This is a genomic window from Nocardioides sp. BE266 (assembly GCF_031457855.1).
Classification (GTDB): domain Bacteria; phylum Actinomycetota; class Actinomycetes; order Propionibacteriales; family Nocardioidaceae; genus Nocardioides.
On the sequence record NZ_JAURTI010000001.1, the window covers coordinates 441,185 to 468,035 of the forward strand.

Sequence of the window (26,851 nt, forward strand, 5' to 3'; positions counted from 1 at the left end):
TCTGCGCCGCACATCTGTGCATCGTCGGGATCTCCCGCGCGGACCAGAAGAGAGTAGGACCGTCCTCAGCGATTCGGGGAATCCTCGACGCCGCCGTCCGCGGGCTCGTCCGCCGGGGCGCTCTCGTGGTCGCTCGGGTGCTCGTCGCCGTGGTGCCCGCCGATGCCGAAGGCGCGCAGCGCGTAGAGCAGGACGAAGCCGACGACGAGGCCGACCACCGCGGAGACGACGGTGTTGAGCAGCCACCCCACGAGGCTGCCGAGGGCACCGCCGATGGCGTGGTGGACGTCCTCCTCCCAGTGGTGGAGCAGGTCGTACGGCGCGTGCAGGGCGTCGCCGACTCCCGTGCCCTCGAGCAGGCCGTCGTGCCCGCCGATCTCGTACAGGCTGACGAGGAAGATGTGGCCGCCGACCCAGAGCATGGCGAGCGTGCCGATGAACGAGATCGCCGCCAGCAGGCGCGGCATCGCGGCGACGAGGGCGAGCCCGACGCGCTGCGAGCCCTTGGACTCCTTCTCGGCGAGGTGGAGGCCGACGTCGTCCATCTTCACGATCAGCGCGACGACGCCGTAGACGAGCACGGTGATCAGGACCGCCACGACGGCAAGCACGATCGCGCGGATCCAGATACTGGCGTCGGGGTCGGAGCTGACGACCTCCTTGAGCGCGATGACCATGATCTCGGCGCTGAGGATGAAGTCGGTGCGCACCGCGTTGGCGATGGTGGCCTTCTCGTGCTCGGGGGTGAACTCCCCCTGCTCGGAGACGTCCTCCTCGGCCTCGGTCGCGTGGCCGGTGAGGCGCTCGTGCACCTTGTGGGCGCCCTCGTAGGCGAGGAACGCGCCACCGAAGATCAGGATCACCGGCAGCAGCCACGGGAGGAACTGCCCGAGCAGCACGGCCGCGGGCAGGATGAAGAGGAGCTTGTTGCGCAGCGAGCCGATGGCGATCTGCTTGATGATCGGCAGCTCCCGCTCGGCCGCGGAGCCGTGGAGGTACTGCGGGGTCACCGCGGTGTCGTCGACGACCACGCCCGCCGCCTTGGCGCTCGCGCGCCCGGCGGCCGCAGCGACGTCGTCCGCGCTGGCGGCCGCGATCCGGGCGAGGGCGGCGACGTCGTCGAGGAGGGCGAACAGTCCGCCGGCCATGGAGTGATCCTTCAGGTCGTGGGTCGTGACCGGGCCAGCCTATCGACGCCGCGCTGCGCCTTTCCTCCCCGCAAGCACGTGGCGCCTGACAGACTCCCGCCCATGTCTGGGGGCACGATTCGGCGCGGACGCGTCTGGGTGGGGCTGGCGCTCGTCGCCGCCCTCGGCGCGGGCTGCGCGTCCGGCCCCGTCGAGCCGGTCACGACCGACGCCTGGGTCGACGGTGGTCTGCCGGAGTACTGCGGCGGCCACGGCGGTCGCGACGCACGGTTCTGGGATCTCGTGCACGCGTCGTGCGCGGTGGCCCAAGACGGCGACGCGGAGCAGGATGACGCCCTGCGCGACGCCTTGTCACGCCTCCCCGACAACAGGGTCGCGGAGTTCCGCAGCACCTTCGTGCGCCTCAATCGGGCTTTGAAGCCGGCCATGGAAGTGGCCGACGACATCTGTGCGCCCGGCCTCGGCCTCGGCCAGGACCTCGGCGCGGACTACCGCAGCTGGGTGATCGCCCACGGGCAGGCCGCCTACGAGGCCGTGCTGGTCGACCCGGAGAGGCTGCGCGACTTCCCGGACGCGGCGGCCGGGTGCGGCCTCGGCGAGCTCTTCTTCGACGCGGTGGCCGATCCCCGGGTCTAGGCCGCCACGGTGCGACGCATGACCCAGCGCCACTTGGCGATCTGCCGGTCGCGGACGAAGCCGAAGTCCTCGTAGAGGGTCTCCGGCCCGGTGTGCAGGTAGGCACCGCGCTGGGGCTTCCGGTCGACGACCTGCTCGGGGTAGGCCTCGACCACTCCCCCGCCGGCCTTCCGGATCTCCTCGAGCACCGCGGTGACGGCGGCCCGGGCGACGCCCTTCTCGCGGTGCTTGCTGCCGGTGAAGATGCAGCCGATCCGCCAGGCCGGCAGGTCGGCGAGGTCCTTGTCGTAGACCTTCGGGTTCTTGATGTTGGGCAGCTCGGCCGGGCTGCCGAACTGGCACCACCCGACCGCCTGCTCGCCGTCATACACCAGCACCTGGTGGACGGTGCCCGCGTCGGTGTGTGCTCGCTTGGCGAGCCGGTGGTCCTCTGCCGTGCCTCCGAGGCCCTCGGGATGGAAGCCGATGCACCAGCACCCGCCCCACACCCCGTTGTTGGCCTCGACCAGGGCGGCGAAGTCGTCCCAGGTCTCCGGCGTGAGCAGCTTGGTCTCGTAGGTCACGACGCCACGCTAGGACCGGTTGCGGACATTTTCGGGACGGAGCTCGTACGTCATCAGCTCGGCGTGCGGCGGCATCGGACCCCGGCTCCGCTCGCCGGTGTCGGTCCACCCGAGCTTCTCGTAGAACGCGCGGCCTCGCGGGTTGGCGGCGTACGCGCGCAGCCAGGGCGTCGCGTGCCCGGCCGCGCGGACGAGGGCGACGAGCTGGTCGTGGGCCGCGATCGCCAGCCCGCTGCCCCACTCCTCGACCGCGACCCCGAAGTGCTTCACCTCGCCACCGCAGGTCGCCGCGAACCCGGCGACCGCGCCGTCGCGGAGGATGACGAAGCAGTCGACCTCGTCGTCGGCGATCTCGTCTCGCCACCGCTGGGCGAGCACGTCGCGCGGGAACGGGTGCGTGTCCTGCGGGAACACCCCTGACAGTCCGGCGATCGACGCCGGTTCCTGGACCGCCATCACGTCATCGACGTCGGACGTGCGCATCTCGCGGAGCGGCGGCCCGTCGGTGAGCATGTCGCGACACTAGCCTCGGCCGGTGCCCGACAACGTAGCCCGACGATCGAGGTCTCGAGCTCTTCGCGGCTCCCCTTGGTTTCGACACGCTCGCTGGCGCTCGCTGCTCAACCGGCGTGGGCTTGTCGGTTGAGGTGCAGGCCGGGGCCACAGGCTCGTCCGCTGCGAGGATGACCGCATGGGTGCGGCGTACGACGGTGACGACTTCTACTGCGACCTGGCGATCCCGCACGCGATCCCGATCGACGTGGTGCACGAGGACGAGCTGGTGCTGGCGTACCACCACACCCGGCCGTTCTGGGAGGTGCATGTCGTGGTGGTGCCGAAGCGGCACATCTCCTCGTTCACCACGGTCACGGCAGAGGACGAGGTCGACGTACGCGCGCTGCTGGCGGTCGTGCAGCGGATCGCCCGGCAGGTCGAGGAGGAGCACGGTGCGGCCGCGGTGCTCACCAACCTCGGCCGCTACCAGGACTCCAAGCACCTCCACGTCCACGTGCACTCGGGCCCCGAGTGCGGGTGAGCACGGGTGTCGGAGGACTGCGCCAGACTGGCGGCATGGACGCTGCCACCCTCCTGACCCGCCTCGCGGAGGTGATCGACGCCCACGACTGGGACGGGTTGCCGGCGCTGCTCCACGACGACTTCACCTGCCGGCTCGTGCACACCGGTGAGGTGTTCGACCGCGACGGGTGGGTGCGGCTGAACGCCGACTACCCCGGCTTCCAGCGGATGCACGTCGAGGACCTCGTGGCCGACGGCGACCGTGGCGTCCTGCGGGCGCGCGTCATCGGCACCGACAGTGATGGCCGGGACCTGCTCTTCGCCGTCGCCAGCTTCGTCACGGTCCGCGACGACCTGGTCGTCGAGCTGACCGAGGTCTGGGCCGACGTCGGCCAGCAGGCGCCGGAGGGCACGCGACCCGGGTGGGCGCCGCCGGGGCCGACCGAGCGACTCCGCTTCCGCCGGATTCAGAGGTCCGACGTCGACGACATCCGAGCGATGCTCGTGGACTTCGACCCGATGCGCGGCGACCGCCCGCCCAGCACCCATGACGACGCAGTGCGGTGGATCGAGTGGCAGGAGCGCAACCATGCGGAGCACGGCTTCGGTCTGTGGGTGCTCGAGACCCACGACGGCAAGTTCATCGGCGACTGCGGGCTGACGATGCAGGACATCGAGGGAACGCCGCACGTCGAGGTCGGCTACCACCTCCTGTCCGACTGGCGAGGGCAGGGCTACGCCACCGAGGCCGCCCGTGCGGTCCGCGACCTCGCCGCGGCACACGGCGTCGAGCACCTCGTCGCCATCATCCGTCGGGAGAACGCTCCCTCCCAGAGCGTCGCCCGCAACCTCGGCATGGAGCTCGAGCGCACCGCCTTCGTCCACGGCACCGACGCGCTCGTGTTCGGGGTGCGGCTGGCGCGCTAGCAGTCAGCCGACGACGCGGAACTCGCTGGTCCGGCGAGCGCCGTCCTCGTGCGGCCGGACCTCCAGCGAGACCAGCGTGGACCGGAAGCCCGCGGCCACCGGGGCGAACGACAGGGCCTTGGTCACCGGGTCCGCGAGGCGCGTCCGCTCCGCGACCAGCTCGTCGCGCGTGGCCTTCTCCCCCTCGACCCGAAGCGTGGCGATCGCGACGGCCTCGATCGCCACCTCGTCGGTCGGCGTCCAGTCGAGGCCGGGGCCCTCCTCCTCCGGGACGTGGTCCCAGCGCACCACGAGGTCGACCAGCACGATGAACGAGTCGGCGGTGACGACGGGCTCGGCGGACACCACGAGGTCACGCGAACGCGTGTCGTACCCGTCGTCACGCCGACCGAAGAGCGGCACGTCAGTCCTCGACGAGCCCGACGCGGAGGTACTCCGCGGCATACGTGCCGGTCAGCAGCAGCGAGGCGTAGCGCCCCACCTCGGCGTCGGCGGTGGTCTCCACCGTCTCGACGCGTACGCCGTGGCGCGCGGCCGCGGCCCTCAGCTCGCCGGTCTGCTCGCGGACGACGGGATCGTCGGAGCGGTCGTCGAGGATCAGCAGGAGCGGGCGGAGGTCACCGCCCTCGTCGGCGAACGGGTCGGCGAACACGTCGTGCTGCTTGGCGGCCTCGATGACCGGCAGCAGGTGCTCGGCGTCGCCCGCGATGGCGGAGCGGCCCGACGTGCGTCGCAGCGACTCGGCCAGGCGTCGCGCCGCGCGGGCCGCGAGCACCGAGCCGCCCCAGACCAGCGGGTTGGTGTCGGCCATCGCGATCGCCAGCATCTTGGCGGGGTTGACCGCGAGGTCGCGGTGTGGCGAGCAGTTGGTGGCGACCTCGTCCAGGGACGAGGCGACCGACTCCGCGTCAGCCTGCGGTCCGAGGTGGACGTGGGAGAGGTAGTCGAGCACGACGACCGCCGTGGCCAGCTGGTCGCCGGTGACAGTGGGCAGCACGGTGACGTGCCGGCCGGCGGCGTGCTCGGCGACCAGGGAGCGCTCGGGGCAGGCGACGACGACCTGCGCGCCGCGGCGTACGGCCTCGGCGACGGCCGACGCGGAGCCGTGGTCGTTGCCCTCGGGCGCCAGCATCACGACCAGGTCGAGGGAGCCGGCCCAGCCGGGCAGACCGGGGTTGGGCCACGCCACGAACGGCACCGGGCACCACGGCTCGAGCACCGCGCGCAGCAGGCGCGAGTCGGGACCGGCGGCGATCACCGCGCGCGGACGGGCCTCGTCGCGACCGCGTGCGATGAGCTCGGCGATCGGGGCTGCGGCCTCGTGGGCCTCACGGCGCACCCGGGCACCGCTCTCGGCGAGCGTGCGCAAGCGCAGGTCCACCGTCTGGAGCACGCCGGCGTCGTCGAGCCGGGCCTCGTCGAACCAGGTCGCCACGGCGTACTCCTCAGTCGGGCTTGCGGGCTTCGTCGACGAGCAGCACCGGGATGTCGTCGCGCACGGGGTAGGCGTTGCCGCAGCCCTGGCAGACGAGCTCGTCGGCCTGCTCGGCGAGGGTGCCGTGGCAGGCCGGGCAGACGATGATGCTCAGGAGCTGCGCGTCGATGTTCACGCCCCGAATCCTAGGACAGCCGGATCGGGGTCAGTCGGTCGGCGTGAGGACGCGCAGGTGGCCACGCTTGGCGCCGCGGGTCGGGTCGTCGGTCGAGTGCAGCGGGACGGGAGCCGGTGCGGGCCGGGCCGCCTCGCGCACCGCGTCGGCGAGCGCGAGGAGGTCGTCGCTGCTGGGACCCTGGGCCTTCGGGTCCGGCGCCAGCCGCAGCACCTCCCACCCGCGCGGGGCCGAGAGCCGCTCGCTGTGGAGCTCGCAGAGGTCGTAGGCGTGCGGCTCGGCGTACGTCGCCAGCGGACCGAGGACCGCGGTCTGGTCGGCATAGACGTAGGTCAGCGTGTTGACCGCAGGACGGCCACACGCCGTACGCGAACAACGACGGGCAAGGCTCACGGCGCCGACGCTACCCGCCGGATGCACGCGCGGCGCTTAGGCTCGCGGCGTGGACGACGCACCCGAGCCCGCACCCCGACGCACCCGCGACCGGCGGGGCCGCGGCATGCGCGGTCCGGGAGTCGTCCCGGACTGGCCGGGCACCCCGGCGCTGCGCACCGCGCGGCAGAAGTTCGACCAGCTCGTGCTCGACGTGGTCACGCCCCTCGACGAGCGCTGGCAGTGCCACCTCGGCCTCGTGGAGTACGCCGTCGAGGACGCGCCGATGCTGCCCGACGACTGGGGTGACGAGACGGTGCCCCTGTCCTCGCTGGTCCGCGGCAAGGGGCAGGCGCCGACGCGGCTGGTCCTCTTCCGGCGCCCGATCGAGCAACGGGCGACCAACCGCGACGAGCTGGAGGCGATGGTGCACACCGTCGTGGTCGAGCAGCTCGCCGAGCTCCTCGGCATCACGCCCGGCCAGGTGGACGAGCGCTACATCGACTGAGTGGCTAGCGCTGGGCCGGCCGGACGTCGGGCACCTGACTGGTGGTCTCCAGCTGCTCGAGGGGCAGCATCGACAGGCCCTTGTCACTGACCTCGACCGAGACGACCGCGCCGGTGCGCTCGAGCCGGACCAGCGCGAGGACCGCGTCGTTGGGCAGGTTGACCCGGGCCGAGGTCGCCGGGTCGACCTCGACGCGGCGCTCGCGCACGACGGTCTCGCCGTCCTCGTCCCAGGCCTGGACGGTCACGACACCGGGCGCCGTCGCACCGGCGAGCAGGATCCGTTTCACCCCGGCCGGCAGCGCCACGCCCGCCTCGGTGTTGACCGTCGTGCCGACGACCGAGAACGAGAGGTCGGACTCCGTCCGGCTGCGCAGGCTCGCGGTGACCGGGCCGGTCGCCTCGAGCCGCAGCGCCTGGACGCCGGCGGCGTTCTTGCCGCGCAGGACGCCACCGAGGTCGACCTCGCTCACCGAGGCCGGCGCCAGGGTGATCTCCTCGACACCGGAGGGGGCGAACTCGCTGTCGCCGCTGACCAGCTTGAGCCCGACCCGGACCTCGCTGTCGCCGGGGTTGGCCAGTGTGAGCGTGCGGTCGGAAGGCGTCGCCCCCACCCCGACGACGTACGACGTCGCGGCGGGCGCCGCCTGGGCAGGAAGCCACTCGCGCACGGGCTTCGCGCGGCCGAGCGGGTCGACCAGGTCGACGACGCTGGAGGCGAGCCGGCCGCGGGACACCGTGACCCGGATGGCGAGGGCGTCGCGGTTGGGGGTGACCTCGGAGAGGTCGAAGGAGGCGGACCGGCCGCCGGGCACCCGGACCCCGCGCAGGGCGGGCACGTCGACCAGGCCGCTGCCGTCCCACACCGTCACGTCGGCGACGGCGGGGCCCTTGTCGGGGTTGGTCAGCGTGAGCGTCGAGGAGTGCTCGGCCGAGGCGCCGACGCCGGTGAACCAGCGCTCGGGGGCGGGCTGGTCGCAACGCACGGCAGAGCCGGCGCCGGACCGGGTCGCCACCAGGCCGGGGGCAAGGTCGCCGGTGCCGTTGACCACGACGGGCTCCCGCTCGGTGCGTGCGGCGACGCCGGAGTCGAGGTCCTGGGTGTCGTCCTCGCGGCCGACGCGGAGCGCCAGCTCGCCGGAGACGAGGTCGGTGCTGCCGAGGCGCAGGGCGTCGGCCCCGGGCAGCCGCGCGGGACACACCGCGGTGGTGCGGTCGAGGGGCGCCCCGGTGGGTGCGTGCGTCGTCATGCGCGGCTCGGCGGGTCGGACCAGGCCGAGCGCGGCGACCGTCAGGAGCGGGATGGCGATCGCCAGCAGCGTCAGTGCCGACGGACGCCGGCGCGTCGCCTGCGCGACGCGACGCCGCCCGGGGGTGGCCGTGGGCTCAGTCATCGCGACCCCTCCTCCCCTGCCGGACGGTCGGGGCCGCCAGCACGAGCGCGACGATGATCGCCACGCCCTGCACGACGAGCAGCACCGCCCGCCACCACGAGCCGTCGCCGTCGAGAGCCGAGGCGTCGAGCGGGCGGTCGACGTGCCAGGCGCGGGTGGTGCGGTCCTCGGCGCTGGCCTGGTCGAGACCGGCCGTGGCGTCGAGCAGGGAGGAGACGTGCCCGTCGGCGGGCGCGGTGAGGACGACGTACTCGATGCCGCGCGAGCCGAGCGCCGCCACCACGCCGGGAGTGGGCGCCGACACGAGCGCCTTCACCTCGGCGGTCAGCTCGGTGTCCTCGTCGGTGAGGGTGAGGATCTCGTCCTCACCCAGGGTGGTGCCGTCGTCGCGGCGGATCCGGTAGGTGATGCCGTTCTCGACCGAGCCGTCGAGCACGAGCACGCCGTGCTCGTCGCCGAGCAACGAGCTCTGCTCCATGTAGACCGGCACCGTCTGCTCGGCGTCGCGCGCCATCGCGTTGTCGGGCGTGCCGAGCCACCAGGCCAGCCCGCCGATCGGGACGGCAGCAGCCACGACGGCGAGCGCGGTCGCGAGCCCGCGCTGCCACCACGGGTGGTCCACGTCGAGGCGGCGGAGGTAGGCGTCGGCGCCCAGCACGACGGCCACGATCGAGGTGCCCTGGAGGATCACCACGAACAGGCCGAGGCTGGGTCGCGTCGTCGCCGCGGGCAGGTCGAGCGTGACGTGCGAGAGGACGCCGGAGACGAGGGCCGCGGCGAGCGCGACGAGCCAGCAGATGGCCACCGCGACGCGCGTACGACGCGGGATGAGCGCGGCGAACGCGAGCAGGCCGAGCACCACGCCGAGCCACAGCGGGGCGCCCAGCTCGTTGAGCCGGCCGGTGAGCAGGCCGGTGAAGGTGACCTGGTCGACGGTGATCCGGCCGGCCTCGAGCAGCAGGCCCGACGCGGAGCCGGTGGTCAGCAGGGGCAGCAGCCACGGCGCGAGCAGCACGGGGGTGGCCGCGACGGCCACGACCGGCGGGCCCCAGCTGTCGCGCTCCTTCAGCAGGCGCGGGGCGATGATCGCGGCGCCGCCGAGGACGACCGCGGTCGCCAGCAGGGTGAAGAGCCAGAAGCCCGGCACGAAGGCGGCGGCGAGCGCGACTAGCACGGCCGTGCGCCACGCGGCGCGCCAGCGCCGGTCGCGGTCGGGGTCGACGAAGCCGAGCGCGGCGTGGGCGGCCCACGGCAGCAGCGCAGCGACCGCGACGGTGCCGAAGCGCCCCTCGCCCCAGGCGCCGGACGTGACCGGGACGAGGGCGTAGGACAGCGCACCCCAGACCACGAGCCAGCGCGGCAGGCCGAGCGGGTCGACGAGGTGGCCGACCACCTTGAGCAGGCGCCACGCGCCCCAGGCCGCGATCGGCACGGCGAGGAGCATCAGGCCGGACACCACGGCGCCGGTGTGGCCCAGCAGCACGGACGCCGCGAGCGCGAATGGCAGCACGTAGGCAGGCGCCGGGACGTCGGTGCCCGTGCCGAGCGGGTGCCAGGAGGAGACGTGCAGGCGCCACCAGTCACCGGCCGCGGCCGGCACCGGCGACAGCGCGCCACCGGTGATCGACCCGAAGGCCTCGCGCCCGGCGACGAGCGCGAGCACCCCGAAGAGCACCAGCACCACCGCGACGGGGTTGGTGAAGAAGCGGGCCACCAGGCCGGTGTCGGTGAGGTAGGCCTCCTCGTCGTCCTCCGCAGGTCCGCGACGCTGGTCCTGCGCCGGCGCCGCGTCGGGGGTCTTGGCGAGCCGGCGTCGCTCGGCGACGTCGGCGGCCTGGCTGGTCGCCGCGGCCGCGAGGTCGGTGACGAAGTCCAGCCCGTGCCGGTAGGGCAGCCACGCCGGCGCCAGCAGGCGTCGTACGTCGGCGGGCTCGCCGTCGCGGCGACCGGCTCGCTCCTTGCGCGCGGCCCGCACCTGGCCGGGACGGCCGTGCACGGACAGCACCGCGGCCAGCTCGTCGAGGGCCTCTCCCACCGAGCGCACGCCGAGGTAGCCGAGCATCCGCAGGAGGGAGCCGAAGAAGAGGCGGGCGTACTGCCACGGCAGCGCCCGCGACGACACGTTGGCCAGCGACGTGAAGATCGCGGCGCGGCGCTCCTGGTAGTGGGTGTGGCGACCCGTGATCGGCGTACGCCGGATGCCGCGGTGCGCGGCCTCGGCGTGGAAGACGACCGCCTGCGGCACCACCAGCGTGCGGTGCCCGGCGAGCGCGGCCCGCCAGCCGAAGTCGATGTCGTTGCCGAAGATCGGCAGCTCCTCGTCCAGACCACCGAGCGACTCCAGCACCCGGCGGCGGACCAGCATGCCCGCGGTGTTGACCGCCAGCACCTCGCGCACGGCGTCGTGCTGGCCCTGGTCGTACTCACCCCGCTCCAGACCAGTCTCGCGGTGACCGGTGCCGGAGATGGTCAGGCCGACCTCGAGCAACCGGCGCAGCGAGGGCCACTCGCGCAGCTTCGGGCCGAGGATCGCGGCCTCGGGGTGCTCGTGCGCGGCGGCGAGGAGCTCGGCCAGCGCGGTCGGGTCCGGGTTGCTGTCGTCGTGCAGCAGCCAGACCCACTCGTCGTCGGCGACGGCGGGCGCCAGGCCCAGTCCGTGACGGACGGCGGCGGGGTAGTTGGTCGAGCCGGGGACCACGTCGACGACCACGCGGTCGGACGGTTCACCGAGCGCCTCGCGCAGGAGAGAGACGCTGTCGTCGCGGCTCGTGGTGTCGACAGCCACGACGCGGTCCACCGGGAGGGTCTGCCCGGTCAGACCAGCGAGAACTGCTGGGAGCCATCGCGCCCCGTCGTGGCTGACGAGTAGCGCGGTGACAGTCACCGGAGCACCTTAGCGAGGCACTCCACGCCCTCAAAAAGCAGCGAAAACGGCGACAGGACTGGCGAAGTCGCTCAGCCGGCGGCGCTCTTCTTCAGCTTGCGGCGCTCGCGCTCGGACAGCCCGCCCCAGATGCCGAAGCGCTCGTCGTTCATCAGAGCGGACTCCAGACACTCGTTGCGGACCTCGCACGTCAGGCAGACCTTCTTGGCCTCCCGAGTCGATCCACCCTTCTCGGGGAAGAACGCCTCGGGGTCCGTCTGCGCGCACAACGCGCGGTCCTGCCAACCGAACTCCTCGCCCTCGGGCTCGAGGAGAAACAGTTCTGCTCTCATGGCTCTACGCCCCTTTTCGACCCTGGGCCCGGTGCTGCGACCCGTTGTTCAGAACTGAACGACACTGTGGGAATTACATGCCTGTCGTACCGTGAAGTCAAGCCCGGATCTGCTATGGGATGCGATATCGCCATTCTGCTTCGGGCAGGCTGTTCCTATGTCATCATCCGCGCCGATGCCTTCCTCGACCCGGCCCCCCTCAGCCCCCCTTCGCCGTGTGACCGTGCTCTCGGGAGGCGTCGGCGGCGCCCGCTTCCTCCAGGGCCTCCTCCACGGCTTGCGCACCGGTGCGGTCCCCGGCGGCTCGCCTGACACCAAGGTCACCGTCGTCGCCAACACGGCCGACGACTGGTGGATCCACGGGCTCAAGGTGTGCCCCGATCTCGACACCGTCATGTACACCCTCGGCGACGGGATCGACGTCGAGCGCGGGTGGGGTCGACGCGAGGAGACCTGGAGCGCGAAGACCGAGCTCGAGGCCTACGGCGTCGAGCCGACGTGGTTCGGGCTGGGCGACCGCGACATCGCCACCCACCTGGTGCGCACGCAGATGCTCGAGGCGGGCTTCCCGCTGTCGCAGGTCACCGAGGCGCTGTGCCGCCGCTGGCAGCCGGGCGTGCGCCTGCTGCCGATGAGCGACGACCGGGTCGAGACCCACATCGCGATCGCGGATCCCGAGAGCCCGAGCGGACGCCGGGTGGTCCACTTCCAGGAGTACTGGGTGCGCCTGCGCGCCGAGGTGCCGGCCGAGTCGGTGCTGGTCGTCGGCCAGGACAGCGCCACTCCCGCCCCCGGCGTGCTCGAGGCGATCACCGACACCGACCTCGTCGTGCTGCCACCGTCGAACCCGGTGGTCTCCGTGGGCACCATCCTCGGCGTCCCCGGCATCCGCGACGCGGTCCGTACGACGTCCGCACCCGTCGTGGGCCTCTCCCCCATCGTCGGCGGCGCCCACGTCCGCGGCATGGCCGCGCAGGTGCTGGCGAGCATCGGCGTCGAGGTCAGCGCCGCCGCCGTCGGGCTCCACTACGGCTCCCGCGCCTCCGGGGGTGTGCTCGACGGCTGGCTGGTCGACGAGCGCGACGCCGACCAGCTCCCGCGCCTGGCGGAGGCCGGCCTCGCGGCCGAGGCGGTGCCGCTGATGATGTCCGACCACGACGCGACCGCGCGGATGGCGGCCGCCGCGGTCGCCCTGGTCGCAGGGTGAGCAGCCGGCTCGAGGTCTGGGCGCCGGACGGGCTGCCCGAGGTGGCCCCCGGCGACGACCTCGCTGGCCTCGCGGTGGCGGCGGTCGGTGCCGACCTCGCGGACGGCGACGTGGTCTGCGTGACCAGCAAGGTCGTCAGCAAGGCCGAGGGTCGCACCCGCGTCGGCGACCGTGAGGACGCGATCGACGAGGAGACGGTGCGGCTGGTGGCGCGACGCGGCGCCACCCGGATCGTGCGCCACCGGCTCGGCCTGACGATGGCGGCGGCCGGCGTGGACGCCTCCAACGTCGAGGCCGGCTCGATCGTGCTGCTCCCCCTCGACCCCGACGCCAGCGCCCGCGACCTGCGCCGCCGGCTGCTCGAGCTGACGGGCGCCAACGTCGGGGTCGTGGTCACCGACACGGCCGGGCGCGCGTGGCGCGAGGGCCAGACCGACATCGCGATCGGTGCCGCCGGGATCGTGGTGGCCGAGGACTTCGCCGGCCGCACCGACCCCTACGGCAACCCGCTCGCCGTCACCCTGCCCGCGGTCGCCGACGAGCTGGCCGGCGCGGCCGAGCTCGCGCAGGGCAAGCTGGCCGGTCGTCCGCTCGCCGTGGTGAGGGGGCGCGCCGACCTGGTGCTGCCGCCGGGCGAGGACGGGCCCGGCGCCACCTCCCTGGTACGGCCCGAGGGCGGCGACCTGTTCGGCTTCGGCGCGCGGGAGGCCGTCGTACGCGCCCTGGCGGGTGCGGAGGTTGACCGGTTGCCGTTCGGCGCACCCGTCCCGGCCGACGAGCTGGCCGCCGCCCTGGCCCGGTTGCCCGACGCCGCGGACCGCACCGCGGTCGCCGCCGTCTGCTTCGCGCACGGGTGGACGTGGGAGGACTGGCAGCGACGGGACGGGCGCGCGTGATGCGACGTCCGTGTGGCGCATCACCCGGTACTACGTAGACTCTGCCAGCGCAGCCCAGCAGATCCGCAGCAGTTCCATCGACCGAGAGACACCGAGCACCGTGGCCAAGCAGGCAAAGACCGACCGTCAGGCGGTCATCGACTCCATCCGCTCCCAGCAGTCCAAGGCCGAGAACCGGCGTGGCGTGGCCATCGTGGGCGTGTGCGTCCTCGTCGCCGTGCTGATCGTGGGAGCGGCGGCCTTCAAGCCGCTCAAGGACTGGTACGACCTGCGTGCCTACGCCTCCGACTCGCTCAGCGACATCGGCGCCAAGGCGTCGGTCTGCCAGAAGGTCACCACCAAGAAGGCCGACGGCAACCAGGACCACGTGGACGTCGGCACGCCGATGACCTACCCGGACGCCCCGCCGGCCTTCGGCCAGCACTGGAACATGTGGGACACGATGGACCGCAAGCTCTACACGACGACGGACCGCCCCGAGCTGGGCGAGCTCGTGCACAACCTCGAGCACGGCTACACGATCCTCTGGTACGACGAGACGATCGCCGACGACTCCGACGCCATGGACACGCTGCGCGGCATGGCCTCCAAACTCCAGGGCACCACCAACCTGCGCGACAAGTTCAAGGCCGTGCCGTGGACCAAGGACGACGGCAAGGCCTTCCCCAAGGGCCAGCACGTCGCCTTCACCCACTGGTCGGTCGGCGGTGTCGGCGAGACCGACGCCTCCAAGCAGGTCGGCGTGTGGCAGTACTGCTCCGAGCTGAGCGGCAGCGCGCTGGAGACCTTCATGGAGGACTACCCCTACATGGACTCCCCGGAGCCCACGGTCGTCTGACCCTCCCCCGGGAGCCCGCATGACCACCTTCGCCGAGGTCCTCGCCGCCCAGCTGCGGCGGGAGCCCGGGCGACCGCTGGTCACGTTCTACGACCACGCCACCGACGAGCGGGTCGAGCTGTCGGTGACGACGTACGCCAACTGGGTGGCCAAGGCGTCCGGGCTGCTGACCGACGTGGCCGACCTCGAGCGCGGCATGTCGTTGCGGATCGACCTGCCGCCGCACTGGCTCTCGACGGTCTTCCTGGGCGCGGCCTGGACGATCGGCCTGCGCGTCACCACCTCCGACGAGCCCGACGGCGTCGTGTGCGGCCCCGACACCCTCGACGCGTGGGCGCCCCGCGCGGCGGCCGTGCCCGTGCTGGCCTGCAGCCTGCGCCCCCTCGGCGTACGCTTCGCCGACCCGCTGCCGGCCGGGGTGCTCGATGTCGGCGTGGAGATCTGGTCGCAGCCCGACGGCTTCGCCGCGTGGGACCCGCCGGCCGACGCCGACCCCGCCACCGACGACCTCACCCAGGCCCAGCTCTGGGACCGCTCGAACGACCTGACGGCCGCCGTCGGGAGTTCTCTCACCGACGGCGGCCGTCTTCTGTCGGTGGCCGACCCGGCTTCCCCACCAGGAACGGCCACCTTCACCGAGCCCCTCGGAAGAGGCGGCTCGCTGGTCCTCGTCCGCAATCCCGACCCGGCTCGTCTCGACGGCGTCTACGACGCCGAACGGGCGACGGCCCGGGCCTGATCGCGGCTCTCGCGGGTCACCCCGCCAGGTCGTAGGCCCCCATTCCCTCACCCAGCACCCGCGGGGTCGAGACGCCCTTCTTGCGGCCGCCGTAGACGTAGGCCAGGCCGTTGGTCCGGTCGCGGACGATGAAGTCGCCCGAGCCCTTCAGCGTCATCGGCTGCACCTCCAGCACCCAGTCGAAGCCCGACAGGTCGCTCGGCAGGCCGGCCCGGGAGGGCACCTTGCCCTTGACGGGCACGCCGGTGCCGAAGGCGGACCCGGTGCCGGGCCACACGGTGACGGTGGTGCCGACGGTGCCGATCAGGTCGGGGATGCCGTCGCCGGTCACGTCGCCCACGGCCGTCAGGCCGGAGGCCGAGTTCCAGCCGGTGCCCAGCGAGACGCGCGGCGCGAGGGTTCCCGTGCCGGTGCCGGCGAAGAGCCAGAGCTGGCCGCCGGTGTCGCGGGTGACGACGTCGCCGTGACCGTCGCGGTTGACGTCGCCGGCGTTGAGCAGGACGTCCATGCCCGCGAACGAGACGCCGGTGTCGATCGGCGAGCCGAGCTCGAAGGTGTCGCGGTTGGCGACGACGACGAGCTGCTTGCCGGAGACGCCGATCAGGTCAGCACCCGAGCCGCCCACCAGGTTGGTGCCGGTGATCCAGCGCATGGTCTTGAGGTTGGTCGCGGGGCCGAGCGCGGCGCCGTACGTCCCGTTGCCGCGACCCGGCAGCATCAGCACCTTGCCGCTGCTGGAGCGCGCCACCAGGTCGGGCACGCCGTCGCGGTTGAAGTCGCCGGCCACCAGGCGGTTGAACTTGCTCCAGGAGCCCGCGACGCGTGCCGGCGGGGCGAAGCGGCCGGTGCCGTAGCCGGTCTGGAGGTAGAGACGGTTCTTCGTGCGCACCAGGAGGTCGGCGCGACCGTCTCCGTTGACGTCCCCGGCACCGATGAGCTGCCGGTAGTTGCCGTAGCCCTTGCGGGTCGTCTTGCGGTCGAAGCCGCCCCGGCCGGTCGCGAGCAGCGTCGTGAGCCGACCCTTGAAGCGCGCGACCAGGTCGTTGCGCCCGTCACCGTTGATGTCACCGACGGCGGTGATCAGCGAGTAGCCGCGGAGGCTCAGCTTCTTCGCGGTGGCGCCGAACTTGCCGTTGCCCTTGCCCGCCCGGATCCGGACCGCGCCGGACGCGTCGACGGTGACCAGGTCGGCCAGGCCATCTCCGGTGAGGTCGGGCGAGACGAGCACGTCGGCCCGCTTGTCCCAGCCGGACCTGCCCACCACGGTGCGCTTCTGGAACGACGTCAGGCCGCCGGTCGGGATGACCATGCCGCGACCGTCGGCGGCCCGTCGGACCACGAGGTCGGGGTACGGCGACGCGTCGAGGTTGTTCTGCGGGCTGGGCTCCGACACCGCGATCGGGACGACCGCGGGCGTGGTCGGCGCGGCCGCGCTGGCGTACTGGCGGATGAGCGGGATCTGGGCGTAGAGGTACTTGCCCGGGCAGGCGGTCGAGCCGGCGTCGCGGTGGCCGTTGATGGCGGCGAAGGTCTTGCTGCCGATCTTCTGAGACATCGACGCGGGGTTCACGCCGTGCAGCGAGAGCTTCCAGGCGAAGAGCTGGCCGTAGGCCTGCAGCATCACGTCGCTCGGCTGGGCGGTCTCGTAGTTGCCGATCGCCGACATCGCGAAGGAGTACTGGTTGTAGTTGAGCGTGTGCGCGCCGACGACGGGCTTGTCGATGCCGCCGTAGCGGCCCTCCCAGATCCGGCCGAACCGGTCGACGAGGAAGTTGTAGCCGATGTCGCTCCAGCCGCGGGACTTCACGTGGTAGGCGTAGATGCTGCGGATGATCGCGGGCACCTGGGCCTCGGTGTAGTCGTTGGCGTTGACCGTGTGGTGGACGAAGCCGCCGTTGATGGTGCCGTAGCGCAGCGAGCTCTTGTTGCGGATGCTCTCGTCCGCACCCCACTGGGCCCGCGAGTAGATGGTCGGCTGCGCGACGGCCTTCTTCGCCTGCACGTTGGCCTGCAGCGTGATGCCGTCCTTCGATCCCGTGCCGGACTCCAGCGCACCGAGGTCGTCGTAGTCCTGCTCGTAGGTCGCGGTGCCGGCGTCGGGCTGCTCGGCCGGGGCCTCGGTCTCGCTCGACTTGGCCGAACCGGGGTTCACCAGGGCGAGGGACAGGTCGTCGGGCAGGGAGACGCCGTCGGTGGCCGCCTTCACCTGGACGTCGTCGACGTCGCCGACGAACGTCGGCTCGGTGCCGGGGCGCGACGTGGCGGCCTCGGGGCTGCCGGCGTCCGGGCCGTGCTCGTCGTGGTACTCCAGGGCCTGCCAGTCGCTCCACGTGTCGCCGGTGCGGGTGCGCACCTGGAGGGCGATCTGGTCCTCCTCGAGGTCCTCGCCGTGCTTCCACGTCACACCGACGGCCGCGAAGCCGGTGACGGACTGCGGCTTGCTCACCACGCGCGCGTCGGTGGCGCCGCCGGCGATCGTGCGGCCCTGGAGGCCGAACGTGCCACCGGTCGCACCGGTGAGGGGCACCTCGGTGACGGTCGGCTTGACCACGCGGGTCGGCACCGTGGCCGACATCAGCGCGGCGGGCGCGAGGCCGGACGACGAGCCGGCGGACCGGGTCGGGTGCTCACCGACGATGTCGAGGGAGATCACACCGGACGCGGGCGTGAGGACGACGAGCACGACACCGAGCGCCAGCACCTGCTGGCAGAACGTGACGAGTCGGGCCTGGAGAGGTCGCATGAGAAATCTCTGTTCCTGTGTGGGGGAAGGTCACACAAGGCAGAAGTTCACACCAGTCACACCAGTCACGGAAGAGTTTCTGAGTAACTACAACGGTGTAATTTCCACTCGACACGCCGTTACATCGGTGTAATTCTCACCGATTCGGTCGATTTCACGCTCCCAACACGCCGCGGGGCGGTGTGTGAGGCGGGTTTTCGGGCACGCAAAGGCGCCTCACGCACCGCTCCCCCGGGCGTACGTCGGGTGGTGGCGGCACATCTCAGCCAGCGGGCCGCTCCGGGTGCGATCTGCCGCCACCGTGGCGGCGTACAACATCACGCGGCGTCGTCCCGATGTCGTGTGCCGCCACCTTTGGGCGTGCGCTCGGGCCGTCTTGCCTCCCACGAGGGGTTTCGACGCGGACGTCACGGCTTCGTGCCTCAGCCGTGGTCCTTGCTCAACCTGGCCGCACCCACGCGTGCTGCTCGTGCCTCGCAGCCCGCTGTGCGTCTCAGATGTCGCTGGCTAGGGCGTCGTCGCGCTCGTCGACCTCGGACTCCTCGGAGTCGGGCTCGTCGTCGTCGCCGTCGTAGTGGAGGTACTTGATGGCCTCGTCGACGTCGCCGTCGAAGCCGACCTTGCCCTTGTCGAGCACGATCGCGCGGTCGCACATCTTCTTGACCGAGCCCGCGGAGTGGCTCACGTAGAACATCGTGATGCCGGACTCGCGGATCTCCTTCATGCGCTTGAGGCACTTGCGCTTGAAGGGCCGGTCCCCCACGGCGAGCACCTCGTCGGCGATGAAGATGTCGCAGTCGACGTGCACCGCGACGGCGAAGCCGAGGCGCGCGAACTGTCCCGAGGAGTAGTTGCCCACCGGCATGTCGAGCTGGCGGCCGACGTCGGCGAAGCCGGCGATGTCGTCGAACTTGGCGTCGGTCTCCTCCTTGCTCATCCCGAGCATGGCGGCGTTCATGTAGATGTTGTCGCGACCGGAGAGCTCGTTGTGGAAGCCGGCGCCCGTGGCGATCAGGCCCGAGATCCGGCCGCGCGTGAGGACCTGGCCCTCGTCGGGGACCATCACGCCGTTGACCAGCTTGAGCAGGGTCGACTTGCCGGAGCCGTTGAGGCCCATCAGCCCGATCGACTCACCCTGCTTGACCTCGAACGACACCCCGTCGAGGGCCTTGAAGGTCGCGCCGGCCTCCAGCTGGTCCCCTTCTCCTGCGGCCTCCCGCTTGCGGCGGTCGGGTCGCAGCATCTGCTTGAGGGTGCGCTGGTACTGGTAGCGGAAGGTCTTGGTGACGTTGTCCACCACGATCGAGGTCGTCATCACAGACGCTCCGTGATCGACTTCTCGAGCCGCGCGAAGACCCACTGACCCACGACGAGCAGCAGCAGGCCGACGGCCAGCGTGACGAAGCCACGGGTGTAGAGGTGGTCGGCGAACTCGGGCGCCGGGATAGTGGTGCCGTCGCCATTGGGGTTGGGCATCATCGCGCAGGGACCGTCGCACGTGGGGTACCAGAAACCCCGCTGGATGAGCTGGACCGCCTCGGCGACCGGGTTGGCGAGGTAGATCTCGTGCCAGACCCCGCCCCCGAACCGGTTGTAGCTGATCCAGTAGGGATACATCATCGGCGCGGTGAACGGGATCATGTTGATGAAGGTCTGCACGATCCGCTGGAAGTCGCGGAACAGCACGTTGATGCAGCTGAACATCAGGCCGAACGCGGTGCCGAAGACCATGATGATGAGGAAGCCGAGCAGCGCCGCGCCCATGCCGACGGCGTCGGGGACCCAGAGCGGCCCCCCGCCCCAGATGCCGGTGGCGACGCACGCGACGACGAGGATGAACAGCTGCGGGACTGAGTGCCACAGCGAGACGAGCATCGACGCCACGGGGAACATCTCCCGCGGCATCGCCATCTTGGTGATCACACCCCGGTTGGAGAGCAGCGACCGGGTGCCCGCGGTGACCGACTCGGTGAAGTAGTTGACCAGCACCATCCCGGCGAACAGGTGGATGGCGAAGTTCTGGATGCCGAGCCCGCGGCCGAGCAGCAGGCCGAACACCAGGTAGAACGTCAGGAACCGGGTGAACGGATTGATGTAGGACCACAGCAGCCCGAACGCCGTCCCGGCATAGCGGGCCTGGATCTCGCGGCGCACGAGCAGGCGCAGCAGGTAGCGGCGCCGGAACACCTCGAGCACGCCCGACGTGCGCGACGGCGGGGCCAGCGGCACGTGTGCGAGGTCGTGCCGGACCTCGACCGGGCGCGGGTCGGGGACCGCCTCAGAAGTGGTGGACGTGCTCACGCATCGCCGTCCGGGGTGTGGTCCTGCACCTCGTCCTGCATCTCGTCCTGCATCCAGGGAGCGAAGGTCTTCTCCCACGCCTCCGGTGAGGTGATCTCGCCCAGCGCGTCGCGGTACTGCTGCGCGAGCTGAGGCCACTCGCGGTGGAAGCGACGGTGGATCTCGATCGTGCGCTTCATCAGGTCGCGGTAGTGCGCCGGGTCGCGCTTGTAGAGCGCGACCGACGTGCCGTCGTTCATCGAGACCACGGCCGAGTCGTACTTCACGAGGTTCCACCACTTGGCGTCCATCGCGGTGAGCTCGGTCTCGGGGAACTCGTCGGCCATCTCGCGCACCGGCCGCAGCTGACGGATCGGCGCGAGGCCGGCGGCGATGAGCGTGCTCAGGCGACCCGGGATCTCGATGTCGGCCTTGCCCTTCTTCGGCGGCTTCTTGCGGCGCACCGGGGGCAGGTCGTCGCGGTCGGCGTGGAGCTGCGCGTCGGAGTACTGCTTACGGAAGGCGTTGATCTCACCCAGCTTGGTGGCGAGCTCACCGTGCAGCGCGTGCGGGCCGCGCAGCACGTCCTCCATCGCCAGGTGCCGCAACTCGGCGGTGGAGTACTGCAGCGACGCGACGTGCTTGACCTGGTGGTTCAGGCTCTCGCGCACCATCCGGCCGCCACGCTCGTAGGGCGAGTGCAGCAGCGCCGCGATGATCCGGTTGCGGTGGTGGAAGTACGACTGCCAGTCGACGCCGTCGTTCTTGTCGGTCCACGGCACGTGCCACACCGCGGCGCCGGGGAACGAGACCGTCGGGTAGCCGGCCTCCTTGGCGCGCAGGCCGAACTCGGAGTCGTCCCACTTGATGAAGATCGGCAGCGAGAGGCCGACCTCCTCCAGCACGACCCGCGGGATCAGGCACATGAACCAGCCGTTGAAGTCGACGTCGGCGCGCTTGTGCAGCCAGCGCGAGGAGCGCAGGTTGCGGGCCCCGAAGTCCCACTGCGAGTAGCCGTCGAGGCGGGTCTGCCACCAGAAGCGCCACGGCTGGACGATCTCGCCGAAGGAGTGCAGCTGGGCGCGGCTGTAGAGGTTGAACATGTGGCCGCCGACGATGGTCGGCCGTTTGGCGAGGTCGCCGAAGGTGACCGCGCGGATGATGCCCTCGGGCTCGCAGACGACGTCGTCGTCCATCATCATCGCGTAGGTCGCGGTGCCCTTGCGGACGCTCTCGAGCTGGCCGCGGGCGTAGCCGCCGGAGCCGCCGAGGTTGCCCTGGACGATGACCCGGAGCTTGTCACCGAGGCCGGCCTTGGCCGCCGGGAAGTGGGTGCTGTCGGTGACCTTGTCCTTGCCCTGGTCCATGACCAGGACGGTGTCGAGGTAGGGCTGGAGCTCCTCGGTCGAGCCGAGCTGGCCCAGCAGCTGGGCGCTCATGTCGGGCAGCATCGTGGTGATGCAGACGTCGACGGTGCCGTGCTCGGCGCGGTCGGCCGGGACCCCGGCGGTCCACTCGGCGGACTCCACGGTCGCCCCGTGGTCGCCGGCGACGACGTCGTACCAGTACCAGCCGCCGTCGACGAACGGCTTCAGCGACAGGGCGAAGGTGAAGGTGCCCGACTCCTCCGTCACCGTCGCGGCCCCGACGCGCTGGGAGTGGCCACGGGCCATCGACTTGTAGACCGTGACGACCGAGCCGGTGCCGGTGACCGAGACGGTCAGCTCGACGTCGGTGACCACCGTGTGCCGACGCCAGTACGACGCCGGGAAGGCGTTGAAGTACGTGCCGAAGGACAGCAGCTGGGAGGGCTCGAGCCGCAGCGCGGTGCGCGAGCGGATCTGGTCGGGGTGGAGCTTGCGACCCGTGGAGGTCGACTGGCGGATCGCTGCGTTGTTGAGGTCCTTCGCCGCGGTGTTGCCGCCCACCTCGAACCGGTCGGTGTCGAGCTTCGGCTCCTCCAGGTCGACGTAGAGGGGGAAGACGTCGGTGTCGCGGTCGAGCGGCAGGATCTGCCGCTGGAGCAGGCGGGTGACGGTGCCGGGTGTGGTGGCGCTCATGCCTCGATGCCTCCGCTGGTCAGCTCGACGCCCTCGGTGAAGTGCGGCTTGAGCTTGTTGTCGTACATGGACAGGGCCGAGCCGATCGCCATGTGCATGTCGAGGTACTTGTAGGTGCCGAGGCGGCCGCCGAAGAGCACCATCGGCTCGGCCTTGGCGAGCTCGCGATACTTCAGCAGCTTCTCGCGGTCCTCAGCCGTGTTGACGGGGTAGTAGGGCTCGTCGCCCTCCTCCGCGAAGCGGCTGTACTCGTGCACGATCACGCTCTTGCCCGGAAGGTGGGTCTTCTCCCGCTCGGGGTGGAAGTGCTTGAACTCGATGATCCGGGTGAAGGGGACGTCCTGGTCGTTGTAGTTGACGACGCCGGTGCCCTGGAAGTCGTCGGTGTCGACGACGCTCTCCTCCAGGTCGACGGTGCGCCACGACAGGCGGCCCTCGGAGTTGCCGAAGTATTCATCGACGGGGCCGGTGTAGACGATCGGGACCTTGCCCTTGTAGTCGTCGGCGACGTCGAAGAAGTCGGTCTCGAGGCGGACCTCGATGTTCGGGTGGTCGGCCATCTTGGTCAGCCACGCGGTGTAGCCGTCGGTCGGCAGGCCCTCGTAGGTGTCGCTGAACCAACCGTTCTGGAAGGTGTAGCGCACCGGCAGGCGGGTGATGATGTCGGCGCTCAGCTCGGTGGGGTCGGTCTGCCACTGCTTGGCGGTGTAGCCCTTGATGAACGCCTCGTAGAGCGGGCGGCCGATCAGGCTGATCGCCTTCTCCTCGAGGTTCGAGGCGTCCTCGGTGGCAATCTCGCTGGACTGCTCGGCGATCAGCGCACGCGCCTCCTCGGGCGTGTGCGACTTGCCGAAGAACTGGTTGATCAGCGACAGGTTCATCGGCAGGGAGTAGACCTGCCCCTGGTACTTGCCGAAGACCCGGTGCTTGTAGTCCGTGAACGACGTGAAGCGGTTGGCGTACTCCCACACGCGCTCGTTGGAGGTGTGGAAGAGGTGGGCGCCGTACTTGTGCACCTCGACGTTGGTCTCGGGGTCGCGCTCGGAGTAAGCGTTGCCGCCGAGGTGGTGGCGCCGGTCGAGGATGAGCACGCGGAGGCCCAGCTCCTCGGCACAGCGTTCGGCGATGGTGAGGCCGAAGAGGCCGGCGCCGACGATGACGAGGTCGGGAAGGTCGGGTGAGCCCTGGGACAAGGGAAGAACTCCTGAGGTTGAGAGGCTGCTCGAGTCTAGCGAGGGGGTCGGGCCGGATCGGAGAGGCGGCGCATGCCCCGCGCCGAGGCCATGGCGCGGATCACGTTGCGGGCCTCGGCCCGGCCGCCGCGGACCGGGCTGAGCAGCACCACGGCGACGGTGATCAGCCACGGCTTGAGCCGGACCAGGGCGTTCTCCCCGTGGCGCAGGTGCACCACGAAGAGGTTGCGGTACATGTAGAAGCCCTTCCAGCCCGACAGGTCGTGCTGCTGGTTGAAGTCGAGCTGGCGCACCAGCACGGCGTCGCGGACGGCCATGATCCGGTGGCCGGCGCGGCGGGCGCGGACGGCGTACTCGGCGTCGTCGTAGAAGATGAAGAAGGTGGGGTCGGGGAAGCCGATCTGCTCCACCACCGCCCGGCGGGCCATGAAGCCCTCGAAGGCGACGTTCTGCACCTCGACCAGCGCGGGCATCGAGGCCCGGTCGGCGTAGACGGTGTCGACGGCCGAGCGCTTGGGGTGGATCGCGAGCGGGTTGCGCAGGTCGAAGTCGATGGCGGCCTTCTCCACCAGCGCGCCGGACAGGTCCTCGCGCACCGCGATCAGGCAGTCCTCGTCGATCGCCATCAGCGCCTCGAGGCAGCCGGGTGCGGGCACCACGTCGTCGTCGATGAGCCATACGCGGTCCCAGCCCGCGTCGTACGCCTCCCGGACGCCGCGGTGGAAGCCGCCGGCTCCGCCGAGGTTGTCCTGGGTGACGACGTGCAGCGGCAGGTCGGCGCGGCCGGAGAGCAGCTCGGCGGTGTGGTCGGTGCTCGCGTTGTCGACCACGACGACGGCGTCGGGACGCCGGGTCTGGGCGGCCAGCCCGTCGAGCAGGCGGCCCAGCAGGTCGGCGCGGTTGTGCGTGACGACGACGACCGCGACGCTCTCGGCTCTGTCGGTGGTTGAGGTGCGAGCGGAGCGAGCCTCGAAACTCACGCCAGGAACCTCCGGTGGCCGTCGAAGTCGCCGGCGATGCCGGCGCGCATGGCGCTGAGGCTGAGCCGCAGCCGCGACAGGCTGGGCCGGGTGAAGGTGTAGAACCACGCGGTCTTCACCACGAAGGCCGTCGCGTGGAGCGGGCCCCTGTAGTCGCGGAGGTTGACCAGGTTGTTGCGGGCCATGCAGTAGTGCTTGAGGTCGCTCGGGGAGTCGTTGTAGGTCGTGCGGCCGAACATCATCGGCGTGCCGAGGTTGCCCACGCTCGGGTGGCGCACGGTGGCGGTGACGACGGTGGCGACCCGGGCGCCGGCCTCCTCGGCGCGGAGCCGGTACTCGTGGTCGTCGCCCCAGATGAAGAACTCCTCGCGCGGGAGCCCGATCCGGTCGACCAGCTCCTTGGTGACCAGCACGCCGTTGAACGGGATCACGATCCCGTCGATGCGGTCGGCCTTCGCCGCCTTTCGTACGTCGTCGACCTGGTGCACGACGCGGGTGCTGCCGGGGAGGCGGATCGGGAACACAAGGCGACCCGGGTCGGCCTCGTCGACGACCAACGGGCCCCAGAAGTCGAGGTTGTCGGTCTCCTCGAGCAGGCGCTCGAGGCAGTCCACGTCGGGCAGCCCGTCGTCGTCCATCAGCCAGACCAGGTCGGCGTCGCGGTCGATCGCCCAGGCGAGTCCGTCGTGGAAGCCGCCGGCGCCACCGCGGTTGCTCGTCAGGGTGCGGCCCTGGAGCCGGACCTCGCCGGTGTGGGACCGGCCCGCGAGCCACTCACCGGTGCCGTCGGACGAGGCGTTGTCGACGACGAGCACCTCGGCGAGGCCGTCGATCTCGCCGAGCCGGTCGACCAGCTTCTCCAGCAGGCCGAGGCGGTTGAAGGTGACCACGACCGCGACGATGCGAGGCAGGGGTCCGGACGTCACGGCGTACACACTAGGGGCCCGGGAGAGCGCCTCAACAAACCGCGCCGAGGTCCTCCGACTCGTTGGCGGCGTAGCCCTCCGACAGCGAGCCGAGCGAGCCGCCGGTCACCGACTGCGGAGCCGCAGGCGTCGTGGGTGAGGTGGGCGTCGCGCCCTTGCCCGTGCCGGCGGCGGGGGCCTCGCTCGATCCGGTGGCGGGCTCGGTGCTCGTCTCGGGAGCCGCCTCGGCGGTCTCCGGCTCCGGCTTCACGCCCTCGGCCTTCGCGATCGCCGCGGCCACCTTCTGCTGCACGAGGGCGATGTCGGGGTGGGCGGTGTTGATCATCGGCGGCACCAGCGAGAGCGTCGCGATCTTCTGACTCTTGGCCTTGAGCGCCAGGTCGACGAAGCGGTCGACCTCGCCGCGCGGGATGTCGGTGGAGACCATCGCGGAGCTGGCCTTGGCGATCTTCTGGAAGTTGGTGACGGCCGTCTGCGGGCTGACCTGCTGGAGCATCGCGCTCATCACGCACTTCTGGCGCGCCATGCGGGAGTAGTCGTCGGAGTCGTAGCGCGCGCGGGCGAACCACAGCGTGTCGACGCCGCTGAGCGTGCGCTTGCCCGGGTCGATGTAGTGGAAGTAGGAGTCGCTCGGCAGGCCCACGGGGATCCGCTGGCGCACGTTGAGCTCGACGCCGCCGACCGCGTCGACGAGGTCCTTGAAGCCCTGGAGGTTGACCATCGCCCAGTAGTTCATCTTCAGGCCGGTGATGCCCTCGACGCCCTGGATGGTCGCGTCGACGCCGGGGTTCTTCGAGCCCTTGAACAGGGAGGCGTGGTCGAGCGCCCAGGTGGAGAGGCCGTTGAGGTACATCCCCTCGACGTCGAAGCCGTCGGGGAACTGCTCGCCCATCACCGAGCCCTCGGGGAACGGGAAGTTCTGCATGTTGCGCGGCAGCGAGATCAGCACCGTCTTGCCGGTCTCGGCGTCGATGCTGGCGACGGTCATCGAGTCCGGGCGCAGGCCCCAGCGGCCGGCGCCGGAGTCGCCGCCCATGAGCAGCACGTTGTAGCGGCCGTGGTGGGCGCCGACGGCCGAGCCGTCGCCGAACATCGTGATCATGAACTGGCGCTGCACGCCGACCATGTGCGCGCCGAAGAGCAGGGCGCCGGCGACGCTGAAGCAGAGGAAGCCGTTCACCCCGACGATCGCGAGCCGGTGCTGGCGCTGCAGGGTCAGCGGCTGGCCGAGGCGCCAGGCGTCGACGAAGAGGTAGGCCCAGCCGACCGCGAGCGCCATCAGGCCCAGCCGCAGCACCTGGAGCAGCATCGTGTTGGTGCCGGCCCAGAACGCGACCCCGTGCCAGAAGTACGACGACACCAGCGCGCCGACGCCGAACACGACCAGCGCGAACCAGGTCCGCAGCGCGAGCATCCCGAGCCGGCGGTTGCCGGAGACCAGCTGGGCCGAGCCCGGGAGCACGAGGGTCATCAGCATCAGGGTCACCGCACGACGGAACCGGACGCGCTGCGCGCGGTCGAGCGTGGTGAACCGCGGTTCGTGCGACCCGGAGGGCGGGACGGGCGGCATCGGGGGGCCTCTCTGCTGGGGGAAGTCAG

At 71.3% G+C, this 26,851-nt stretch carries 26 protein-coding genes; 8 read left to right on the forward strand and 18 right to left on the reverse strand.

Features of this window, described 5'->3' with window-relative positions; all coding sequences use genetic code 11:
- Positions 1 to 65: 65 nt before the first annotated feature.
- Positions 66 to 1,148, reverse strand: a complete 1,083-nt coding sequence (locus J2X46_RS02170; RefSeq protein ID WP_310246322.1) for a DUF808 domain-containing protein — start codon at positions 1,146 to 1,148, stop codon at positions 66 to 68.
- Between the two features lie 102 nt (positions 1,149 to 1,250).
- Here J2X46_RS02170 and J2X46_RS02175 point away from each other — a divergent pair, with 102 nt between their 5' ends.
- Positions 1,251 to 1,784, forward strand: a complete 534-nt coding sequence (locus J2X46_RS02175) for a DUF4240 domain-containing protein (RefSeq protein WP_310246325.1) — start codon at positions 1,251 to 1,253, stop codon at positions 1,782 to 1,784.
- Here the strand turns inward: J2X46_RS02175 and J2X46_RS02180 are convergent.
- Positions 1,781 to 2,347 (reverse strand): GNAT family N-acetyltransferase, encoded by a 567-nt coding sequence (locus J2X46_RS02180; protein WP_310246328.1) that lies wholly within the window; start codon positions 2,345 to 2,347, stop codon positions 1,781 to 1,783. The two genes, J2X46_RS02175 and J2X46_RS02180, sit on opposite strands and share 4 nt — an antisense overlap.
- Positions 2,348 to 2,356: 9 nt before the next feature.
- On the reverse strand, positions 2,357 to 2,860 hold the full coding sequence (locus tag J2X46_RS02185; protein ID WP_310246330.1) for a GNAT family N-acetyltransferase: 504 nt from the start codon (positions 2,858 to 2,860) through the stop codon (positions 2,357 to 2,359).
- Positions 2,861 to 3,038: 178 nt separating this feature from the next.
- Between J2X46_RS02185 and J2X46_RS02190 the strand changes: the two genes are divergently transcribed.
- The gene (locus J2X46_RS02190) at positions 3,039 to 3,383 is read left to right on the forward strand and encodes an HIT domain-containing protein (RefSeq protein ID WP_310246335.1); all 345 of its coding nucleotides are present in this window, start codon (positions 3,039 to 3,041) and stop codon (positions 3,381 to 3,383) included.
- A 35-nt stretch (positions 3,384 to 3,418) separates the two neighbouring features.
- On the forward strand, positions 3,419 to 4,291 hold the full coding sequence (locus J2X46_RS02195; RefSeq protein WP_310246338.1) for a GNAT family N-acetyltransferase: 873 nt from the start codon (positions 3,419 to 3,421) through the stop codon (positions 4,289 to 4,291).
- Between the two features lie 3 nt (positions 4,292 to 4,294).
- Here J2X46_RS02195 and J2X46_RS02200 read toward each other — a convergent pair whose 3' ends face one another.
- From J2X46_RS02200 to J2X46_RS02215, 4 genes are read right to left on the reverse strand one after another with little or no spacing between them, the layout of a single operon-like run.
- Entirely contained in the window at positions 4,295 to 4,693 is a 399-nt protein-coding gene (locus J2X46_RS02200; RefSeq protein WP_310246341.1) for a hypothetical protein, read from the reverse strand.
- Between the two features lies 1 nt (position 4,694).
- Positions 4,695 to 5,726, reverse strand: a complete 1,032-nt coding sequence (locus tag J2X46_RS02205; RefSeq protein WP_310246344.1) for an SIS domain-containing protein — start codon at positions 5,724 to 5,726, stop codon at positions 4,695 to 4,697.
- Between the two features lie 10 nt (positions 5,727 to 5,736).
- Positions 5,737 to 5,901 carry a Trm112 family protein gene (locus J2X46_RS02210; RefSeq protein ID WP_310246347.1) on the reverse strand — a complete coding sequence of 55 codons (165 nt, stop codon included), beginning with the start codon at positions 5,899 to 5,901 and terminating at the stop codon, positions 5,737 to 5,739.
- 30 nt (positions 5,902 to 5,931) lie between these two features.
- On the reverse strand, positions 5,932 to 6,294 hold the full coding sequence (locus J2X46_RS02215; RefSeq protein ID WP_310246348.1) for a DUF3499 domain-containing protein: 363 nt from the start codon (positions 6,292 to 6,294) through the stop codon (positions 5,932 to 5,934).
- Positions 6,295 to 6,343: 49 nt separating this feature from the next.
- Here J2X46_RS02215 and J2X46_RS02220 point away from each other — a divergent pair, with 49 nt between their 5' ends.
- Positions 6,344 to 6,781 carry a metallopeptidase family protein gene (locus J2X46_RS02220; RefSeq protein ID WP_310246350.1) on the forward strand — a complete coding sequence of 146 codons (438 nt, stop codon included), beginning with the start codon at positions 6,344 to 6,346 and terminating at the stop codon, positions 6,779 to 6,781.
- A 4-nt stretch (positions 6,782 to 6,785) separates the two neighbouring features.
- On the opposite strand, the gene J2X46_RS02225 is transcribed toward J2X46_RS02220, so the two are convergent.
- From J2X46_RS02225 to J2X46_RS02235, 3 genes are all read right to left on the reverse strand, one after another.
- A complete protein-coding gene (locus J2X46_RS02225) occupies positions 6,786 to 8,174 on the reverse strand; it encodes a DUF5719 family protein (RefSeq protein WP_310246353.1) in 1,389 nt (462 codons plus the stop codon).
- Positions 8,167 to 11,058 carry a glycosyltransferase family 2 protein gene (locus J2X46_RS02230; protein ID WP_310246356.1) on the reverse strand — a complete coding sequence of 964 codons (2,892 nt, stop codon included), beginning with the start codon at positions 11,056 to 11,058 and terminating at the stop codon, positions 8,167 to 8,169. Before J2X46_RS02230 ends, J2X46_RS02225 begins: the two co-directional genes overlap by 8 nt.
- A 71-nt stretch (positions 11,059 to 11,129) precedes the next feature.
- On the reverse strand, positions 11,130 to 11,390 hold the full coding sequence (locus J2X46_RS02235) for a WhiB family transcriptional regulator (RefSeq protein WP_310246358.1): 261 nt from the start codon (positions 11,388 to 11,390) through the stop codon (positions 11,130 to 11,132).
- Between the two features lie 175 nt (positions 11,391 to 11,565).
- On the opposite strand from J2X46_RS02235, the gene cofD reads away from it, so the two are divergent.
- The 4 genes from cofD to J2X46_RS02255 all read left to right on the forward strand — a co-directional run bounded on the left by cofD (position 11,566) and on the right by J2X46_RS02255 (position 15,070).
- Positions 11,566 to 12,597 carry a 2-phospho-L-lactate transferase gene (gene cofD / locus J2X46_RS02240; RefSeq protein WP_310246361.1) on the forward strand — a complete coding sequence of 344 codons (1,032 nt, stop codon included), beginning with the start codon at positions 11,566 to 11,568 and terminating at the stop codon, positions 12,595 to 12,597.
- A complete protein-coding gene (cofE, locus tag J2X46_RS02245; protein ID WP_310246363.1) occupies positions 12,594 to 13,493 on the forward strand; it encodes a coenzyme F420-0:L-glutamate ligase in 900 nt (299 codons plus the stop codon). Before cofD ends, cofE begins: the two co-directional genes overlap by 4 nt.
- 100 nt (positions 13,494 to 13,593) lie before the next feature.
- On the forward strand, positions 13,594 to 14,331 hold the full coding sequence (locus tag J2X46_RS02250) for a DUF3105 domain-containing protein (protein WP_310246366.1): 738 nt from the start codon (positions 13,594 to 13,596) through the stop codon (positions 14,329 to 14,331).
- Between the two features lie 19 nt (positions 14,332 to 14,350).
- Positions 14,351 to 15,070: a TIGR03089 family protein gene (locus J2X46_RS02255; protein ID WP_310246368.1), complete on the forward strand. Its 720-nt coding sequence runs from the start codon at positions 14,351 to 14,353 to the stop codon at positions 15,068 to 15,070.
- A 16-nt stretch (positions 15,071 to 15,086) separates the two neighbouring features.
- On the opposite strand, the gene J2X46_RS02260 is transcribed toward J2X46_RS02255, so the two are convergent.
- The 8 genes from J2X46_RS02260 to J2X46_RS02295 form a co-directional block, all read right to left on the reverse strand.
- Positions 15,087 to 17,813, reverse strand: a complete 2,727-nt coding sequence (locus J2X46_RS02260) for an FG-GAP-like repeat-containing protein (RefSeq protein ID WP_310246371.1) — start codon at positions 17,811 to 17,813, stop codon at positions 15,087 to 15,089.
- Between the two features lie 493 nt (positions 17,814 to 18,306).
- Positions 18,307 to 19,128 carry an ABC transporter ATP-binding protein gene (locus J2X46_RS02265; protein WP_310246374.1) on the reverse strand — a complete coding sequence of 274 codons (822 nt, stop codon included), beginning with the start codon at positions 19,126 to 19,128 and terminating at the stop codon, positions 18,307 to 18,309.
- A complete protein-coding gene (locus tag J2X46_RS02270; protein ID WP_310246376.1) occupies positions 19,128 to 20,114 on the reverse strand; it encodes an ABC transporter permease in 987 nt (328 codons plus the stop codon). Before J2X46_RS02270 ends, J2X46_RS02265 begins: the two co-directional genes overlap by 1 nt.
- Complete coding sequence (locus tag J2X46_RS02275; RefSeq protein WP_310246379.1) at positions 20,111 to 22,153, reverse strand: glycosyltransferase; 2,043 nt, start codon at positions 22,151 to 22,153, stop codon at positions 20,111 to 20,113. The genes J2X46_RS02270 and J2X46_RS02275 overlap by 4 nt, the downstream gene beginning before the upstream one ends.
- Positions 22,150 to 23,346, reverse strand: coding sequence for a UDP-galactopyranose mutase (gene glf / locus J2X46_RS02280; protein WP_310246382.1), 1,197 nt, complete (start codon positions 23,344 to 23,346; stop codon positions 22,150 to 22,152). Before glf ends, J2X46_RS02275 begins: the two co-directional genes overlap by 4 nt.
- Before the next feature lie 35 nt (positions 23,347 to 23,381).
- Positions 23,382 to 24,326 (reverse strand): glycosyltransferase family 2 protein, encoded by a 945-nt coding sequence (locus J2X46_RS02285; RefSeq protein ID WP_310246385.1) that lies wholly within the window; start codon positions 24,324 to 24,326, stop codon positions 23,382 to 23,384.
- Entirely contained in the window at positions 24,323 to 25,252 is a 930-nt protein-coding gene (locus J2X46_RS02290; RefSeq protein ID WP_310246388.1) for a glycosyltransferase family 2 protein, read from the reverse strand. The genes J2X46_RS02285 and J2X46_RS02290 overlap by 4 nt, the downstream gene beginning before the upstream one ends.
- A 31-nt stretch (positions 25,253 to 25,283) precedes the next feature.
- Positions 25,284 to 26,822, reverse strand: coding sequence for an LCP family protein (locus J2X46_RS02295; protein ID WP_310246391.1), 1,539 nt, complete (start codon positions 26,820 to 26,822; stop codon positions 25,284 to 25,286).
- Positions 26,823 to 26,851 lie beyond the last annotated feature (29 nt).